This is a genomic window from Mesorhizobium sp. B4-1-4, from assembly GCF_006439395.2.
Taxonomy (GTDB): Bacteria; Pseudomonadota; Alphaproteobacteria; order Rhizobiales; family Rhizobiaceae; genus Mesorhizobium.
Window position 1 is genome coordinate 5,245,127 of sequence record NZ_CP083950.1, and the last position, 15,366, is coordinate 5,260,492.

Sequence of the window (15,366 nt, forward strand, 5' to 3'; positions counted from 1 at the left end):
ACCCGCAAAGTCGCCGATGGCCTATCCCGACACTTACTATGCCCGCACCGCGGCCGACCGCAAGACGAGGCCTCCCCTCCAGGGCGAGGCGCAATGTGACGTGGCCGTCGTCGGTGCGGGACTGGCCGGTCTGACGACGGCGCTTCAGCTGGCGCGCGCCGGACTGCATGTCGCCGTGCTGGAAGCCCAGTCTGTCGGTTTCGGCGCTTCCGGCCGCAATGGCGGTTTCGTCACGCCCGGCTTCGCCACCGGCGGCCAGGCCATTGCCGCGCGTGTCGGCGAGGAGGCGGCGCGCGGACTGCACCGCCTGTCGATCGAGGGCGTCGAATTCGTGCGCGACACCATCGAGGCGCTCGCAATAACCGCCGCCATGCCGCGCGCCGGCCTGCTCAGCGTTCTGCGTTACGACGACGGCGATGCGCTGAAGGCCTATGCCGAGCAGATGGCACGCGACCACGGCTACGAGCTTCAATATCTGCGCACGGAAGCCGTCCGCTCGGTGCTGAAATCGGCTCGCTACCACCAGGGCCTGCGCGACCCGAACGCCTTTCACATCCACCCGCTCAACTATCTGCGCTCCCTGGCCGACGAGATCGAGCGCCTGGGAGGCACGATCCATGAGAGTTCACAGGTCGTGCAATGCGACCTGTCCGGCACGCGAAAGATGCTCCGCACGAGACAGGGCACGGTTCGGGCGTCCCATGTCGTGCTGGCAACCGGCGGCTACACCGGCCCGGTATTCGGCCAGCTGTACCGCGCCTTTCTGCCCATCGCGACCTATGTGATGGTCTCCGAGGCGGCTCCCCGTCTCATTGCTCAGGCCGTCGCCACGACGGATGCCGTCGGCGACAACAGGCGGGCCGGCGACTATTACCGTCTGGTCGAGAGCGGCAATCGCCTTTTGTGGGGCGGGCGCATCACCACGCGCGCCGCTTCCGCCGACGCGTTGGCGCGCGAACTGCGCCGGGAGATGGTCGGCACCTACCCACAGCTCGCCGGCCTCAAGACCGAATTGGCCTGGTCCGGATTGATGTCCTATGCCCGGCATCTGCTGCCCCAGATCGGAGAACTGCAGCCGGGTGTCTGGTACTGCACCGCTTTCGGTGGTCATGGCCTCAACACCACGGCGATTGCCGGAAAACTCGTCGCCGAAGGCGTTCTGGGCGTTTCGGACCGGTACCGGCAGTTCGCGCCGTTCGGACTGAGCTGGGCAGGCGGCCCCGCTGGCCTGGCCGCCGCGCAGGTCACCTACTGGAAATTGCAGGCGCAGGACTGGTGGCGGGAACGCCGCGCCAGCGCCAAAGACAAGGTGGCGGCATGATCGGCAGGCTGATGCTCTTCAACCCAGGAATCGCCCGCCGTGCGGCGGCCGCGCTTGTTCCGGCGCTGCTGGCAGCAGCCCTCTACACCATGGGCATCAAGTCGAGCTGGATCGGCTCGTTGATGCCGGTTGCATCCGACTGGTTGCAGGCCAACCCGGCCCTGTCGCGCGCGCTTTCCGCCGTGTTGATCGCGCTCCTGGTGTTGGTGAATTGCAAGCTGCTGCTGCTCCTGCCGCGACGCCAGCAGATCGCCGGCGTCTGGATCGAGCTGTTCGCGCTGCTGATGCTGTTCTTCTATTCCTTCGACCTCTCCTTCGCCTTTATCGCCAGGAAGGTCGGCTTCCTGATTACACAGGGTGTCGCCACGACGCTTTACATCTCGGCAATCTCGATCCTGATTGCGACGACTATCGCGCTTGTCGGCGCCATCGCCAAGCTGACCGGCAACGGCCTCGTGTTTGGGCTGGCGACCTTCTACACGTCGCTGTTTCGGGGCCTGCCGCTGCTGATGCAGATCTACATCATCTATCTCGGCCTGCCGCAGGTCGGCTATGTGATCGGCGCGGTGCCGGCCGGCATCCTGGCGCTGTCGTTGTGTTATGGCGCCTACATGACCGAGATCTTCCGCGCCGGCATCGAAAGCATCCCTCGCGGACAAAGCGAAGGCGCCACAGCGCTCGGCCTGAGCCCGGGTCAGACCATGGCGCTGGTCATCCTGCCGCAGGCCATGCGCGTCATCATTCCGCCGACCGGCAATCAGTTCATCGCCATGCTGAAGGATTCATCGCTCGTATCCGTCGTCGGCGTCTGGGAGATCATGTATCTCGCCCGCACGATGGGCCAGACGGAGTTTCGCCATATCGAGATGCTGATCACCGCCTCGATGATCTACTGGATGCTCTCGATCGCGCTGGAATTCGGCCAGGCCTATCTGGAACGGCGTTTCGGCAGGTCCGAGCGGCGGGCATAGGCGCCCCAGCGCTTTTGCATCACCGCGCCGACCTGACAGCGCTCGACAAACAGTTGACCTGACCGGCAACCGCGCCCGTCGCGGGCGCGGAAGTCCCTGGCCACTCAGACGGAGACCACCTTGCGCAAATGGTCCTCCAGCCGGCAGACCGTCGCGGTGATCGTTGTCGTCGGGTTGGCTTGACCCGATGTGCAGAACATCGAGGAGCCGCCGACATAGAGGTTGTCCACGCCGTGCACCTTGCAGTCGGTGTCCACGACGCTCCTGGTGCCCACGCGCGTACCACCATGTGATGGTGCCCGCCGTCTCCTCGTCGGATAATCCTCGCCGGTGGCGATCCAGTCCATGAGACGAACGCGCCGAAATTCTTTTCGATGAGCGTCGTTCCGAACAGCTTCAGGTCTTCGACAAGCGTGCGGCGTTCCAGTGCTGCAAACAGGGTTGGAGAATCCTTAACGGGTCGGTGTGCCAGGCGGCCAACTCACGCGGCCTCGGAAATGTCCGTGTCGAGGATCGTCAGGTTGCGGCCGCGGTGCTTGGCCTGGTAGAGGCGCCGGTCTGCAGCGCGCATCAGCTCCGATACGTTGACATCCTCGCCGCAGACGGTGCCGCCGATGCTGACGGTCAGCGGAATGGTCCGTTCATCGACAGGCCGGAAGCGGATCAGCTCGACCTCGCGGCGGATCCGCTCGGCAACGCGCTTGGCCTCCTGCTCGGTGGCTCCGACAAGATAAGCGCCGAACTCCTCCCCGCCGATGCGGCCGAGCACGTCGCCGCTGCGCACGCCGCGCTCGATGGCGCCGGCGATCAACAGCAGCGCGTCGTCACCGGTCAGATGCCCGAAATTGTCGTTGATCGTCTTGAAATGGTCAGCGTCGATGATCAGCAGCGCGCCGCGGTCGGACTTGCGCCTGGACCCATCCAGCGCGGCAAAGAAGCTTTCCCGGTTGAGCATGCCGGTCATGTCGTCGCGGCTCGCCTTTTCCTCCAGGCGGCGGTGTGCCGCGGCCAGTTGGGCATGGGCGCGGGCGAGTTCGCGATGCGCGTTCTGCAGTCGGTCACTCTGCCAGAAGGTGCTGGCGCAGGCCACCCACGCAAGCACCAGCGGACACAGCGTCGAGGTCAGCCAGATCGTCCGGTTGATCGGGAAACCCATGGCCGGAACGATGATCAGCGTCAGCAGGAGGGAGGCGGCGACGGAGGCAAAAGCGACGGCGGCGGATTTCAGAATGATGCTGTTCATCGCAAGCTCCCACAGGTCTGCTTCTGTGCCAGCAAGCCCTGAAGGCCACCTTTCCCGGTTGCATAAAATTTGAATGGTGGGGCCATTTCTGCCACTGCCGGCGCGCGGAAATTGTGGATAAAGTTCCTTCCAGAATTCCTGTTTCATGCCATAAGGAGCGCATGACCACGCTCCCTGATCCCGCCCGCTTCGCACATGTCACCGACTGGGTGTTCGACCTCGACAACACGCTTTATCCGCATCATTCGAATCTGTTCTCGCAGATCGACGTCAAGATGACCGCCTATATCGGGGAATTGCTGGCGCTGCCGCGCGAGGAGGCGCGCAAGCTGCAGAAGGAACTCTATCTCGAATATGGCACGACGCTGAACGGGTTGATGACGCGCCACGGCATCGATCCCGACGATTTCCTCGAGAAGGTCCATGACATAGACTATTCATGGCTGGTGCCCGACCCCGTCCTGGGCACCGCCATCCGCCAGCTTCCGGGCCGTAAGTTCATCTTCACCAATGGCGACCGCAAGCACGCCGAACGCACCGCCCGCCAGCTCGGCATTCTCGATCATTTCGACGACATCTTCGATATCGTCGCGGCCGACCTCAATCCCAAACCCGCCCGCCAGACCTACGAAAAGTTCGCCGAATTGCACGCCGTCACCGGACACAATGCGGTGATGTTCGAGGATCTGGCTCGCAACCTGGCCGTGCCGAAGTCGCTGGGCATGACAACGGTGCTGGTGGTGCCGCGCAATTTCGAGCCGACCTTTTCCGAGATCTGGGAACGCGACCCGGCGCAGGAAGACGACGTCGATTTCGTCACCGACGACCTGGCCGGGTTCCTGACAGGTATTGTCGCGGGGGTAGGGCAGTAGGGCAGTAGGGGATAGGGAGTAGGCAAACACAGTGCTTCCAGTCTCTGCGTTCGAGGGCAATTCTCCTACTGCCTACTGCCTACTGCCTACTGCCTACTTCCTCATTCCCCTAACTTGTAGAAGCGGCTGATGATGCCCCAGGCCTCGTCGGCGGTGTCGACGAAATCGATGATGTCCTGGTCGCCGGGGCTGATCGTGCCTTGCTCGGCGAGGAAGTCGAGGTTGATCGCCCGTTTCCAGAACGACTTGCCGAACAGGATCACCGGCACGCGCTCCATGCGTCCGGTCTGGATCAGGGTCAGCGTCTCGAAGAATTCGTCCATCGTGCCGAAGCCGCCCGGAAACACCGCCACCGCCTTGGCGCGCATGACGAAGTGCATCTTGCGGACGGCGAAATAGTGGAAGTTGAAACAGAGCTCCGGCGTCACATAGGCGTTCGGCGCCTGCTCGTGCGGCAAGACGATGTTGAGCCCGATCGACGGCGCGCCGACATCGTCGGCGCCACGGTTCCCCGCTTCCATCACGCCAGGGCCACCGCCGGTCACCACGACATATTCGCGGTAGTACGATGTGGCCGACTGCTGTGAGCACAGGCGGGCGAATTTGCGCGCCTCCTCGTAATATTTGCTGTTTTCCTCGAGGTTCTTCTTCTGCGTCTCGTTCTTGGCCGCCCAGGCTTCGCCACCGGGCTCCGGCAGGCGCGCGCCGCCGAACAGGATCACCGTCGAGCGGATGCCGCGCTCGGCCAGGATCATTTCGGGTTTCAGCAGTTCCAGTTGCAGCCTGACCGCGCGCAGTTCGCGCCGCGTCATGAAGTCGGGATCGTTCCAGGCCAGGCGGTAGGTTTCGGCCCGCGTCTGCGGCGTGTCCGGCACGCTTTTCGACCGCTCCAGATCCTCGTCTGAATGCGGCAGCGGCGTCCATCCCGCCTTTTCCATGGGAGTCATCGAATCCACCCGTCCATTCCTTTACTTGCGTCGTCCCGTGACGCAGCCACGATTGACCCTCATTGAGCCTTAACATAGGGTCCGCGCGACTTTTAAACAGGTTAAGGCGCAGCCCCTTAACAGCTTGGTAATGGAGCGGAATCATGTCGAAGCCTGATCTGGCGAGCCTCGAAAAGACCATCGACAAGGCCTTCGAGGAACGCGACGCCATTTCCACGGCGACACGCGGCGAGACGCGCGACGCCATCCAGTCGGCTCTCGACCTGCTCGACCGCGGCACCGCCCGCGTCGCCGAGCGGCAGGCCGACGGCAAGTGGCATGTCAACCAGTGGCTGAAGAAGGCCGTGCTACTCTCCTTCCGGCTCAACCCGATGGAGATCATCAAGGGTGGTCCGGGCCAGGCCGTCTGGTGGGACAAGGTGCCGTCCAAGTTCGACGGATGGAGCGCCGTCGATTTCGAGAAGGCGGGCTTCCGCGCCGTGCCGTCGTCGATCGTGCGCCGTTCCGCTTATGTCGCCCCGGGCGCCGTGCTGATGCCGTCCTTCGTCAATGTCGGCGCCTACGTCGACAGCGGCACCATGGTCGACACCTGGGCCTCGGTCGGCTCCTGCGCCCAGATCGGCAAGAACGTCCACCTTTCGGGCGGCGTCGGCATCGGCGGCGTGCTGGAGCCGATGCAGGCCGGCCCTACCATCATCGAGGACAATTGCTTCATCGGCGCGCGTTCGGAGGTCGTCGAGGGCTGCATCGTGCGCGAAGGCTCGGTGCTTGGCATGGGCGTGTTCCTCGGCCAGTCGACCAAGATCGTCGACCGCGCCACCGGCGAGGTCTTCTACGGAGAGGTGCCGCCGAATTCCGTGGTCGTCGCCGGCTCGATGCCGGGCAAGCCCTTGCCCAATGGCGAGCCTGGCCCGAGCCTCTACTGCGCCGTCATCGTCAAGCGCGTCGATGCCAAGACCCGATCCAAGACCTCGATCAACGAGCTGCTGCGCGATTGATCTTTCCGCGAAGCGGGCGCACCTTCCGCCGGCGCGGCAATGGGTCGCGCTGGTTCAACATGGAGGGGTGACATGGACTGGAAATATCTGCTGACAAGTTTCGAGGGTCGCATCAACCGGGGCAAATTCTGGGCCGGCATCGGCATATTCTTGGTGATCGCCATCATAGCCTTCATTCTCGATGCTATCCTGGGCACGCGCTTCACGACGGCCAGTGGCGCCCAGATCGGCATCATCGGCATCCTGGTCGCGCTGGCATCGATCTATTTCGCGATTGCTCTCTATGCAAAACGCTGGCACGACCGCAACAAGTCGGGCTGGTGGACGCTGATCGGCTTCGTACCCGTCATCGGCGGCATCTGGCTGCTGGTCGAGCTCGGCATCCTCGAAGGCACCAGGGGTGTCAATCAATATGGACCGGACCCGCTTGCCTGACAGATCAGATCTCACCTGGCTCTTCTTCAAGACATCGGGCCGCGTCAGCCGCGCGGCCTATTTCCTCGGCGGATTGCTCGTCGCCATCATCCAGGCCTTCCCGCTGTACCGCTTCACACTGGTGCCGGAAGGTTCGGCCGAAAGCAACATGTGGTCGTTCATCTTCTTCATAGCCTTCGTCGCCTCACTGTGGTCGAACATCGCGTTGGCGGTAAAGCGGCTGCACGACCTCGACAAGCCGGGCATTGCCGCGCTGATCCTGTTCGTGCCGGTCGTCTCGATTGTCGCCTTCCTTGTGTTGTGCCTGTTTCCAGGGCAGCCTGGGCCTAACCGCTATGGCCTGCGCACCAACGAGCCGGCTCAACCCTGAGGCCCGATTGATGAGGGGTCGGATATCTCGCCATGCGCTACCGCACGCTTGATCCGAAACTGATCGTCGAGACAGCCGAACGCCTGGAAGGCCGGATCGCCGATCGGTTCCCGGAAGCGGGCTTGCGCGGCGTCGCGGCCGAACTGGTGTCGTTGTCGCGCGATCTGGCCAAGGCGGCAAAGGCGCTCGAGCAACCGATCTGGTGGCTGCGCGGCCTCATTGTCGCGGCCTTTATCGCCGGTGTGCTGATCTTCCTGTTCGTCGGCACCATCCTGCCGCTGGACCGCATTTCCGGAACCGATGATGCCGTGCAATCGGTGCAAGGCATCGAGGCCTCGATCAACACCGTCATCCTCGCCGTGCTCGGTTTTCTGGCCTTGATCCGCACCGAGGAGCGCATCAAGCGCAAGAAGGTCTTTCGTCAGCTGCATGGCCTGCGCTCGCTGATCCACGTCATCGACATGCACCAGCTGACCAAGGATCCGGCGACGCTTTCGGCCAGTTTCAAGCCGACCGCTCACTCCCCGACTCGCCGCCTAACCACCGCCGCCGACCTGGCGCGTTATCTCGACTATTGCTCGGAGATGCTGTCGATCACCGGCAAGGTCGCCGCCCTGTTCGCGCAGTCGGTCAACGACGACGTGGTCATCGACGGCGTCAACGACATCGAGAATCTGAGCTCGAACCTGTCGCGCAAGATCTGGCAGAAGATCACCTTGATCGACGGCCGCCAGCTGCCGCGCTGACCAGCTCCGGCGCCAGGCCCGGCGAGCCGCGCACGCCGGTTTCCGCTTCGTGCACCAAAGCGATGACCCGCTCGACCACCGGCGCCGGCGTGCCGGCCTTTTCAGCCAGACGCAGGATGGCGCCCTGCAGGTCGTCGATCTCCGTCGGACGGCCGCGTTGCAGGTCATCCCACATCGACGACCGCGCTTGCGGGTCGATCGCCAGCATCCGCCGCGCCAGCAGTTTGAACAGCCAGTCCGGCAGCCTCAGCACCATGGGCAAAAGCGCCGGCCGCAAGCCGGCGATCCGCGCCGGCTCGATACCGCAGGCTCTCATCGCCCGCAGCGCCTCGTCGATCTGGCCGGCCAGAATCAGCCGCCAGCGGCGATCGGCGAGCTCGCTTGCCAGTGGCAGACCCGACAGTGCCACCAGCGCGTTGTTCAGGTTCATCAACAGCTTGCCCCACAGCACGGGCTTCATGTCGCGATGGGTTTGGACGGCAAAGCCTTCGACATCGAGAAGATTGGCAAGGCCGGCACCGTCCTCGATCATGACCTTGCCGTCGCTGGCGCGGCGTACCTCGAGCGGCAGTTCGCCATCGGGCGATTGCACGACATTGAACGGCACCATCCCGGCCAGCACGGTCCGCTGGCCAAGCCCGGCGCGCAGCCTGTCGGCATTGTCGACGCCGTTCTGCAGGCTGACCACGATGGCATCCGGGCGAGCATGCGCCTTGATGAGGGCTGCCATCTCCTGCGTCGCACCCCTTTTGACCGTGACCAGGATGACATCCGCTTGCGGCAAGGCGGCTGCGGGATCGGCGGAGATTCCAAGCGCCTCCGGCTTGACCAGGCGATCGCGGCCTTCAAGGTCGCTGATGCGCAATCCCCCCTGCCGCAACGCCGCCTCGATGCGCGGCCGGGCGAGCAGGACAACCTGACGCCCGGCAAGCGCCAGGCAGCCTCCGGCGTAGCAGCCGATGCTGCCCGCGCCAGCGACGACGATCCTTTTTTCCCAACCTGCCATCCTGCCGCTCCGCGCCTGCCGGTAACGATACGACGTGAATACCATAATGTCGGCGGTATCGTCGGGCATTGGGCTGGCCCGTATGTCTGGCCGTGACAGGCCCTCAGCTTTCGACTATCGCTTTTGCCATGACGCTGCCGACCGATCCCGCCACAAACCTCGCCGCCCTTATCCGTTGCGCTTCGGTGACGCCAACCGAAGGCGGTGCGCTGACCGCGGTGGAGACAATGCTGAAGCCGCTCGGCTTCGCGGTCGATCGGCCGGTGTTCTCCGAGGACGGCACGCCCGACATCGAGAACCTCTATGCAAGGCGGTCCGGCAACGGCCCGCATCTGATGTTCGCCGGCCATTCCGACGTCGTGCCGGTCGGCGACGAAGCCGCCTGGACGCATCCGCCTTTCGGCGCCGAAATCGCCAATGGCGAGATGTTTGGCCGTGGCGCGGTCGACATGAAGGGCGGCATCGCCTGTTTCATCGCCGCCATGGCGCGCCATGTCGATACTAATGGCGGCCTTAAGGGCTCGGTCTCGCTGCTGATCACCGGCGACGAGGAAGGGCCCGCCATCAACGGCACGGTCAAGCTGCTCGAATGGGCCGCTTCCAGGGGCGAGACATGGGACGCCGCGATCGTCGGCGAGCCGACCAATCCCGATACCCTGGGCGACATGATCAAGATCGGCCGGCGTGGCTCGCTATCCGGCGCCATAACGGTCAACGGCCGCCAGGGCCACGCCGCCTATCCGCAGCTTGCCGACAATCCGGTGCGTGGGCTGATGAGCCTGGTCGACGCCTTGCTGCATCCTGTCTTCGACAAGGGGACCAGGGATTTCCAGCCGACCAATCTTGAAGTCACCTCCATCGATGTCGGCAACCCGGCCACCAATGTCATCCCGGCCAAGGCGACAGCGACCTTTAACATCCGTTTCAACGACACCTGGACGGCCGAGACCGTCCAGGCCGAAATCCACAACCGTCTCGATCAGGCCGCCAAGCGCAAGAAGTATCGGTCAGGCAAGAAGACGCCGGTCGACTACGATCTTGTCTGGCGCGACCGGCCGAGCCATGTCTTCCTGACCCGCGACGACAGGCTGGTCGAAACGCTGCGCGGCTCGGTCGAGGCTGTGGTCGGGAGGGAACCGGCACTGTCCACCTCGGGCGGCACATCGGATGCGCGCTTCATCAAGGATTATTGCCCGGTGGTCGAGTTCGGCCTGGTCGGCAAGACCATGCATATGGTCGACGAGCGCGTCGCCATTGCCGATCTCGAAACGCTGACCCAAATCTACCAACGCTTCATTGAAGACTGGTTCGGGCAGGGCTGAGTATGCTTTCAGCGGACGAAACCCAAGCTTCCCTGACCGGCGCCTGGCGGCTGATGCTCGGCAAGGCCGATGGCCTGCGACTGCTCGACCTGTCGGCGGACGGGTTCTGGAATTCCTTCTTCGCCATCATTGTCGCGGCACCGGCGCTGATCGTCGGCTGGGTCGGCATCGCCAATGAGATCAGTGATCCCGATGCCTTCGCGGGTCGCTTCAGCATGCTGGTGCGCCTGGCGACGGTCGATATAGGCTCCTGGGTGCTGCCGCTGGTCGCGCTCGCTCTGGTCGCGCCGCGTGCCGGCATTGGCGGCCGCTTCGTCCATTATGTCGTCGCCAGCAACTGGGCCTCGGCCATCACCGCCTGGCTGATGCTGCCCTCGGCGCTGATCAGGCTTTTCCTGTCGTCGGCAAACCAGGTATCGAGCCTCGTGTCGCTGCTGTTGTTTTCCCTGTCGATGGTGCTGACCTGGCGCATGACCAATGCGACGATCGGCAGGGGCGCGGCGGTCGGCACCGCCGTTTTCGTCGGCATGTTCACCGCCTCGCTGCTGGTGCTGTTCGGGCTGCAAATGTTGCTTGGCATCACCGTACCGGACGATGTCGGTGCTCAAAGCTTGTCGGGGTTCGTTCCAGGATAGAGCCGACTTTTACCCCGGGGTAAAGCCTTCCGAGTTTACCCGGGTGTAAAGCCCTTCCGGATTCAGCCGGGGGTAGAGTCTTCCGGACTCTGGCTGGGGTAGTCGACCCCGATCAGGAAAAGCCCGTCGGGCGGCGCCACCTGGCCGCAGGCGGCGCGGTCGCGTGCCTCGAGCGCCGCCTTGAGGTCGCCGACGGTCCAACCGCCCTCGCCGATCCGTTTGAGCGAGCCGACCATGGAGCGCACCTGGTTGTGCAGGAAGGAACGCGCCGAGGCCCGCACCTCGATCAGGTCGCCCGTCCGGCTCACATCGAGCCGCTCCAGCGTCCTGACCGGGCTGTTGGCCTGGCACTGCGTCGAGCGGAAGGTGGTGAAGTCGTGCCGCCCGAGCAGGATCTTCGCTGCTTCGTGCATGGCGCTGGCATCAAGCTGCTTTGGCACCCACCACACCTTGCCCTTTTCCAGCGCCGAAGGCGCACGCCGGTTGAGGATGCGGTAGAGATAGTGACGGCCGGTGGCCGAGAAGCGCGCGTCGAAATCGTCCGAGACGGCCACGGCCCTTAGGATCGCGACACGTGCGCCGGCAGCCTGCAGATGGGCGTTGACGGCATCGCGCACCTTGTCGCCAGGCCACGCTTTGGCAAGGTTGACATGCGCCACCTGCGCGGTGGCGTGCACGCCGGCATCGGTACGGCCTGCGGCGCGCAGCCGGACTGCCTCGCCACAGAATTTTTCGATCGCCTGCTCGATCGCCTGCTGCACGGAAGGCTGATCGGCCTGGTGCTGCCAGCCGGCAAACCGGCTGCCGTCATATTCGATGTCGAGGCGAAAACGCGGCATTTGCGACCAGAGCTCTCGCCTCGAGCAATTCCAGGAAAAGTGGAAGCGGTTTTCCGTCCGGAATTGCGTTTGAACAAAAACGCAGAGCAGTTCGCCGTTTCCGTGAAACGGTGGCCTGCGCTACGCGGCGAGAGCGGTGAAGGCCGGGGCGTAGACCAGCCTGCCGGTCTCCGGAGCGTCACCCCAGGCCAGTGCCTGCAGCGCCTCGCCCTGATACTCGCTCTCGAATTTCTCGGCGCGGGCGTGGCTGTAGCCGAAACGGCCGTAATAAGCCGGATCGCCCAGCACGACGGCCAGCGTCTCGCCGGCATCCTTGAGCCGGATATGCGCCTCGCGGATCAGCGCCCCGCCAATGCCGCTGCCATGGAACGAAGGTTCCACCGCCAGCGGCGCCAGCGCCACGGCCGCGAAACGCTTGCCGCCGTTCTGGACGAACAGGCGCGAAAACAGGATGTGGCCGATGACTTGGCCATCCTCTTCCGCCACCAGTTCGGCAACGGCATCGCCGCCGGTCACCAGCGCATCGACCAGCCCTGCTTCCGACTGCTGGCCGAAAGCGTGTTCCTCAACGAGGCGGATAGCCTCGCGATCCCGCGGCGTCGCCGCGCGTATCGACATCATGCTCATGAGAACTTCATTCCTTTTTCGATCTTGGCTCCGCGCAGGAATTCCGACGCGGCGGCGGGCCTTCCGCCCGCCCGTTGAACTTCGACCAGCCTGATCGCGCCTGTCCCGCAGGCGACCGTCAGACGGTCATCGAGAATTCCTCCCGACTCGCCCAAAACTTCCGAAAGCGATACGCCTTCAGATAGCGTCGAGCGAAGCAGTTTCAGCCGCTCCGGGCGGCCGCCAATGTCAATCTCGGACCAGGCGCCGGGAAAGGGCGACAGGCCACGAAGGTGGTTGTGGACCTCGGCCGCCGGCCGAGTCCAGTCCATGCGCGTCTCGGATTTATCGATTTTTCTGGCGTAAGTCACCCCTTCCGCCGCTTGCGCGGTAAATGTAAGGGTGTTCTTTTCCAGCCAGGCCAGCGCTTCCACCATCAGGGCAGCACCGACGCACATCAACCGATCATGCAGATCGCCGGCTGTCATATCGGGGTCGATGGCGCATTTTTCAACCAATCCCACCGGTCCGGTGTCCAAACCCTCTTCCATGCGCATCACCATCATGCCGGTTTCCAGGTCGCCCGCCATGATGGCGCGCTGGATGGGAGCGGCCCCCCGCCAGCGCGGCAGAAGCGATGCATGGCCGTTGATGCAGCCAAGCCGTGGCGCCTCCAGAACCGCCTTCGGCAGCAGCAATCCATAGGCCACGACCACCGCGACATCGGCCCGCAGATCACGGAAGGCGGCCTGCTCGGCCTCGGCCTTGAGGGAGGTCGGTGTACGCACCGCGATGCCTAGCCGCTCGGCCTCGCGTTGCACCGGCGACGGCGTCAACTCCAGCCCACGCCGTCCGGCGGCACGCGGCGGCTGGGTATAGACGGCTGATATTTCATGCCCGGCTTCGGCGATGGCGCGCAGCGTCGGCACCGAAAACTCCGGCGTGCCCATGAAGATGACGCGAAGGGGCATTTCCCCTATCCCACCAGCTTGCCCGGCGCCTTGTCCCTGGCGAGCTTCTTGAACTTCTTCACCACCATGTCGCGCTTCAGCTTCGAGATATGGTCGATGAACAGAACGCCGTTGAGATGATCGATCTCATGCTGCAGGCAGGTCGCCATCAGCCCTTCGGCCTCCATCTCCTGCAGCTTGCCGTCGCGGTCGAGATATTTCACCCGCACGGAGGCCGGGCGTTCGACCTCGGCATAATAGTCGGGGATCGACAGGCAGCCTTCCTCGTAGACCGAGCGCTGATCGGCGCTATCCAGGATCTCTGGGTTGATGAAGACATGCGGCGCCGGCGTTTCGTCTTCCTTGGCCAGATCGATCACCAGCATGCGCAGCGGTTCGCCGACCTGGATTGCCGCCAGTCCGATGCCTGGCGCGTCATACATGGTCGCCAGCATGTCGTCGGCCAGCTTTTGCAGGGGCGAGTCGACGCGTTCCACCGGCTTGGAGACCTGGCGCAGGATCGGATCGGGAAGAATGATGAGCGGCTTGATCGGCATGGCGTTCCACCTAAGACCTCGCAGGAATGGCGTCAACCGGTGCGCCCGAGCCCCGTTCACGTTTTGATCTGTGCTATCAGGCCGAATCGGCTATGCTGTCCACATGAATGACCTGAGCACCATCCTTTCGGAGCCCGTCGCACGGCTTGGCGCCTCGACAATCACGCTCGGCCACGCGCTGGCCTTCGGCGCGTTGCTGTTTTTCGCCCTGTTCGTGGCGCTCGTCGTCGCGCTGTGGCGGTCGGCCAAGGCGCGCGCGGTCGCCGTCGCGGAAGCCGCCGACCACGCCCGCGACGCCGAGGCGCGCATGGCCGGCATATTGCAGGCCCAGGCCGAAATGCAGGGGCGCATGGGCGCAATCGCCGAAGTGTTCGGCGCGCGCCAGGCGGAGCTGACGCAGTCGATCGGCCAGAGGCTTGACGCCATGACCGGCCGCCTCGGCCAGACCATGACCGAGCAGACCAAATCAACGCATGAGAGCCTGGCGAAGCTGCAGGAACGGCTGGCGGTCATCGACACCGCGCAAGGCAATATCCAGTCGCTCGCCGGCCAGGTCGTGCAGTTGCAGGCCATCCTCTCCAACAAGCAGACGCGCGGCGCCTTCGGCCAGTCACGCATGGAGGCGATCGTCGCCGACGGCCTGCCGCACGGCGCCTATGAATTCCAGGCGACGCTGTCGAACGGCAGCCGGCCGGACTGCCTGGTGAAGATGCCGAACGGCGCGCCGTCGCTTGCCATCGATGCCAAATTTCCGCTGGAGGCGTGGAATGCCATCCGCGCCGCCGATGGCGCCGATTTGCAGAAGGTCGCGGCGCAGGCCTTCCGCCGCGATATCGAAATCCACGTTCGCGATATTTCGGAAAAATACCTGATCCAGGGCGAGACGCAGGACACAGCTTTCATGTTCGTGCCGTCGGAATCGGTATTCGCCGAGATCCACGAGAATTTCGAGGCGATCGTCCACAAGGCGCACCGCGCCCGCGTCGTCATCGTTTCGCCGTCCCTGCTGATGCTGTCGATCCAGGTCATCCAGGCGATCCTGAAGGATGCCCGCATGCGCGAACAGGCGCATCTGATCCAGGGCGAAGTGATCCGCCTGATGGAGGATGTCGCGCGTGTCGACGAGCGCGTGCGCAAGCTGCAGGTCCATTTCGGCCAATCCGCCAAGGACATAGACGATATCCTCGTGTCGACCTCGAAAGTGACCAAACGTGGCCAGAAGATCGAGGCGCTGGAGTTCGGCGCGCAGGCCGATGGCGATGCCGGCCCGGAGACACCGTCACGGGCACCGGCCGCGAAACTCGACCCCGGCCCGCGCGTCGCCGATTCAAAGACCGGACAGCTCAGGCTGCGGGTCGTCGAAGGCGACGACTAAAAGCAATCCAGGAAAAGTGCGTAGCGGTTTTCCGTCCGGAATTGCGCAAGAACAAAGAGCTAAAGCAATTCCAGGAAAAGTGCATGGCGGTTGTCCGTCCCGAATTGCGTAAGAACTCGGAGCCAGAGCGGGTCAACGATTGCAGTGAACGCTGAACCGCTCGACGGCTTCAT

General features: G+C 64.0%; 18 protein-coding genes. 10 read left to right on the forward strand and 8 right to left on the reverse strand.

Features of this window, described 5'->3' with window-relative positions; genetic code table 11:
- Window positions 1–16: 16 nt before the first annotated feature.
- The gene (locus FJW03_RS25255; RefSeq protein WP_140765329.1) at window positions 17–1,321 is read left to right on the forward strand and encodes an NAD(P)/FAD-dependent oxidoreductase; all 1,305 of its coding nucleotides are present in this window, start codon (window positions 17–19) and stop codon (window positions 1,319–1,321) included.
- Window positions 1,318–2,292: an amino acid ABC transporter permease gene (locus FJW03_RS25260; protein WP_140765327.1), complete on the forward strand. Its 975-nt coding sequence runs from the start codon at window positions 1,318–1,320 to the stop codon at window positions 2,290–2,292. The genes FJW03_RS25255 and FJW03_RS25260 overlap by 4 nt, the downstream gene beginning before the upstream one ends.
- 104 nt (window positions 2,293–2,396) lie before the next feature.
- Here the strand turns inward: FJW03_RS25260 and FJW03_RS25265 are convergent, their stop codons facing one another.
- Both FJW03_RS25265 and FJW03_RS25270 read right to left on the reverse strand, forming a co-directional pair.
- Window positions 2,397–2,567, reverse strand: coding sequence for a GMC family oxidoreductase (locus tag FJW03_RS25265; protein ID WP_264296496.1), 171 nt, complete (start codon window positions 2,565–2,567; stop codon window positions 2,397–2,399).
- Between the two features lie 206 nt (window positions 2,568–2,773).
- On the reverse strand, window positions 2,774–3,535 hold the full coding sequence (locus FJW03_RS25270; RefSeq protein WP_140693980.1) for a GGDEF domain-containing protein: 762 nt from the start codon (window positions 3,533–3,535) through the stop codon (window positions 2,774–2,776).
- A gap of 161 nt (window positions 3,536–3,696) precedes the next feature.
- Here FJW03_RS25270 and FJW03_RS25275 point away from each other — a divergent pair, with 161 nt between their 5' ends.
- Window positions 3,697–4,407, forward strand: coding sequence for a pyrimidine 5'-nucleotidase (locus FJW03_RS25275; protein ID WP_140609867.1), 711 nt, complete (start codon window positions 3,697–3,699; stop codon window positions 4,405–4,407).
- 101 nt (window positions 4,408–4,508) lie between these two features.
- On the opposite strand, the gene FJW03_RS25280 is transcribed toward FJW03_RS25275, so the two are convergent.
- Window positions 4,509–5,354, reverse strand: coding sequence for an LOG family protein (locus FJW03_RS25280; protein ID WP_140609868.1), 846 nt, complete (start codon window positions 5,352–5,354; stop codon window positions 4,509–4,511).
- A gap of 143 nt (window positions 5,355–5,497) precedes the next feature.
- On the opposite strand from FJW03_RS25280, the gene dapD reads away from it, so the two are divergent.
- The 4 genes from dapD to FJW03_RS25300 all read left to right on the forward strand — a co-directional run bounded on the left by dapD (window position 5,498) and on the right by FJW03_RS25300 (window position 7,903).
- Window positions 5,498–6,352, forward strand: coding sequence for a 2,3,4,5-tetrahydropyridine-2,6-dicarboxylate N-succinyltransferase (dapD, locus tag FJW03_RS25285; RefSeq protein ID WP_140765323.1), 855 nt, complete (start codon window positions 5,498–5,500; stop codon window positions 6,350–6,352).
- Window positions 6,353–6,424: 72 nt separating this feature from the next.
- Window positions 6,425–6,787: a DUF805 domain-containing protein gene (locus tag FJW03_RS25290; protein WP_140609870.1), complete on the forward strand. Its 363-nt coding sequence runs from the start codon at window positions 6,425–6,427 to the stop codon at window positions 6,785–6,787.
- A complete protein-coding gene (locus FJW03_RS25295) occupies window positions 6,780–7,157 on the forward strand; it encodes a DUF805 domain-containing protein (protein WP_226890467.1) in 378 nt (125 codons plus the stop codon). Before FJW03_RS25290 ends, FJW03_RS25295 begins: the two co-directional genes overlap by 8 nt.
- 32 nt (window positions 7,158–7,189) lie before the next feature.
- A complete protein-coding gene (locus FJW03_RS25300; RefSeq protein WP_140693988.1) occupies window positions 7,190–7,903 on the forward strand; it encodes a hypothetical protein in 714 nt (237 codons plus the stop codon).
- Here the strand turns inward: FJW03_RS25300 and FJW03_RS25305 are convergent.
- Window positions 7,869–8,909, reverse strand: coding sequence for a 2-dehydropantoate 2-reductase (locus FJW03_RS25305; RefSeq protein WP_140765321.1), 1,041 nt, complete (start codon window positions 8,907–8,909; stop codon window positions 7,869–7,871). The two genes, FJW03_RS25300 and FJW03_RS25305, sit on opposite strands and share 35 nt — an antisense overlap.
- Before the next feature lie 128 nt (window positions 8,910–9,037).
- Here FJW03_RS25305 and dapE point away from each other — a divergent pair, with 128 nt between their 5' ends.
- On the forward strand, window positions 9,038–10,231 hold the full coding sequence (gene dapE, locus FJW03_RS25310) for a succinyl-diaminopimelate desuccinylase (protein ID WP_140765319.1): 1,194 nt from the start codon (window positions 9,038–9,040) through the stop codon (window positions 10,229–10,231).
- A 2-nt stretch (window positions 10,232–10,233) separates the two neighbouring features.
- The gene (locus tag FJW03_RS25315; protein WP_140765317.1) at window positions 10,234–10,866 is read left to right on the forward strand and encodes a transporter; all 633 of its coding nucleotides are present in this window, start codon (window positions 10,234–10,236) and stop codon (window positions 10,864–10,866) included.
- 62 nt (window positions 10,867–10,928) lie between these two features.
- On the opposite strand, the gene truA is transcribed toward FJW03_RS25315, so the two are convergent.
- The 4 genes from truA to def all read right to left on the reverse strand — a co-directional run bounded on the left by truA (window position 10,929) and on the right by def (window position 13,818).
- Window positions 10,929–11,705: a tRNA pseudouridine(38-40) synthase TruA gene (gene truA / locus FJW03_RS25320; protein WP_140765315.1), complete on the reverse strand. Its 777-nt coding sequence runs from the start codon at window positions 11,703–11,705 to the stop codon at window positions 10,929–10,931.
- A 120-nt stretch (window positions 11,706–11,825) separates the two neighbouring features.
- Window positions 11,826–12,332, reverse strand: a complete 507-nt coding sequence (locus tag FJW03_RS25325) for a GNAT family N-acetyltransferase (protein WP_140765313.1) — start codon at window positions 12,330–12,332, stop codon at window positions 11,826–11,828.
- Window positions 12,329–13,282, reverse strand: coding sequence for a methionyl-tRNA formyltransferase (gene fmt / locus FJW03_RS25330; protein WP_140765311.1), 954 nt, complete (start codon window positions 13,280–13,282; stop codon window positions 12,329–12,331). The genes FJW03_RS25325 and fmt overlap by 4 nt, the downstream gene beginning before the upstream one ends.
- Window positions 13,283–13,287: 5 nt before the next feature.
- A complete protein-coding gene (gene def / locus FJW03_RS25335; protein WP_140765309.1) occupies window positions 13,288–13,818 on the reverse strand; it encodes a peptide deformylase in 531 nt (176 codons plus the stop codon).
- Window positions 13,819–13,921: 103 nt separating this feature from the next.
- Here def and FJW03_RS25340 point away from each other — a divergent pair, with 103 nt between their 5' ends.
- Window positions 13,922–15,193 carry a DNA recombination protein RmuC gene (locus FJW03_RS25340; protein WP_140765307.1) on the forward strand — a complete coding sequence of 424 codons (1,272 nt, stop codon included), beginning with the start codon at window positions 13,922–13,924 and terminating at the stop codon, window positions 15,191–15,193.
- The last annotated feature ends 173 nt before the right edge of the window (window positions 15,194–15,366 follow it).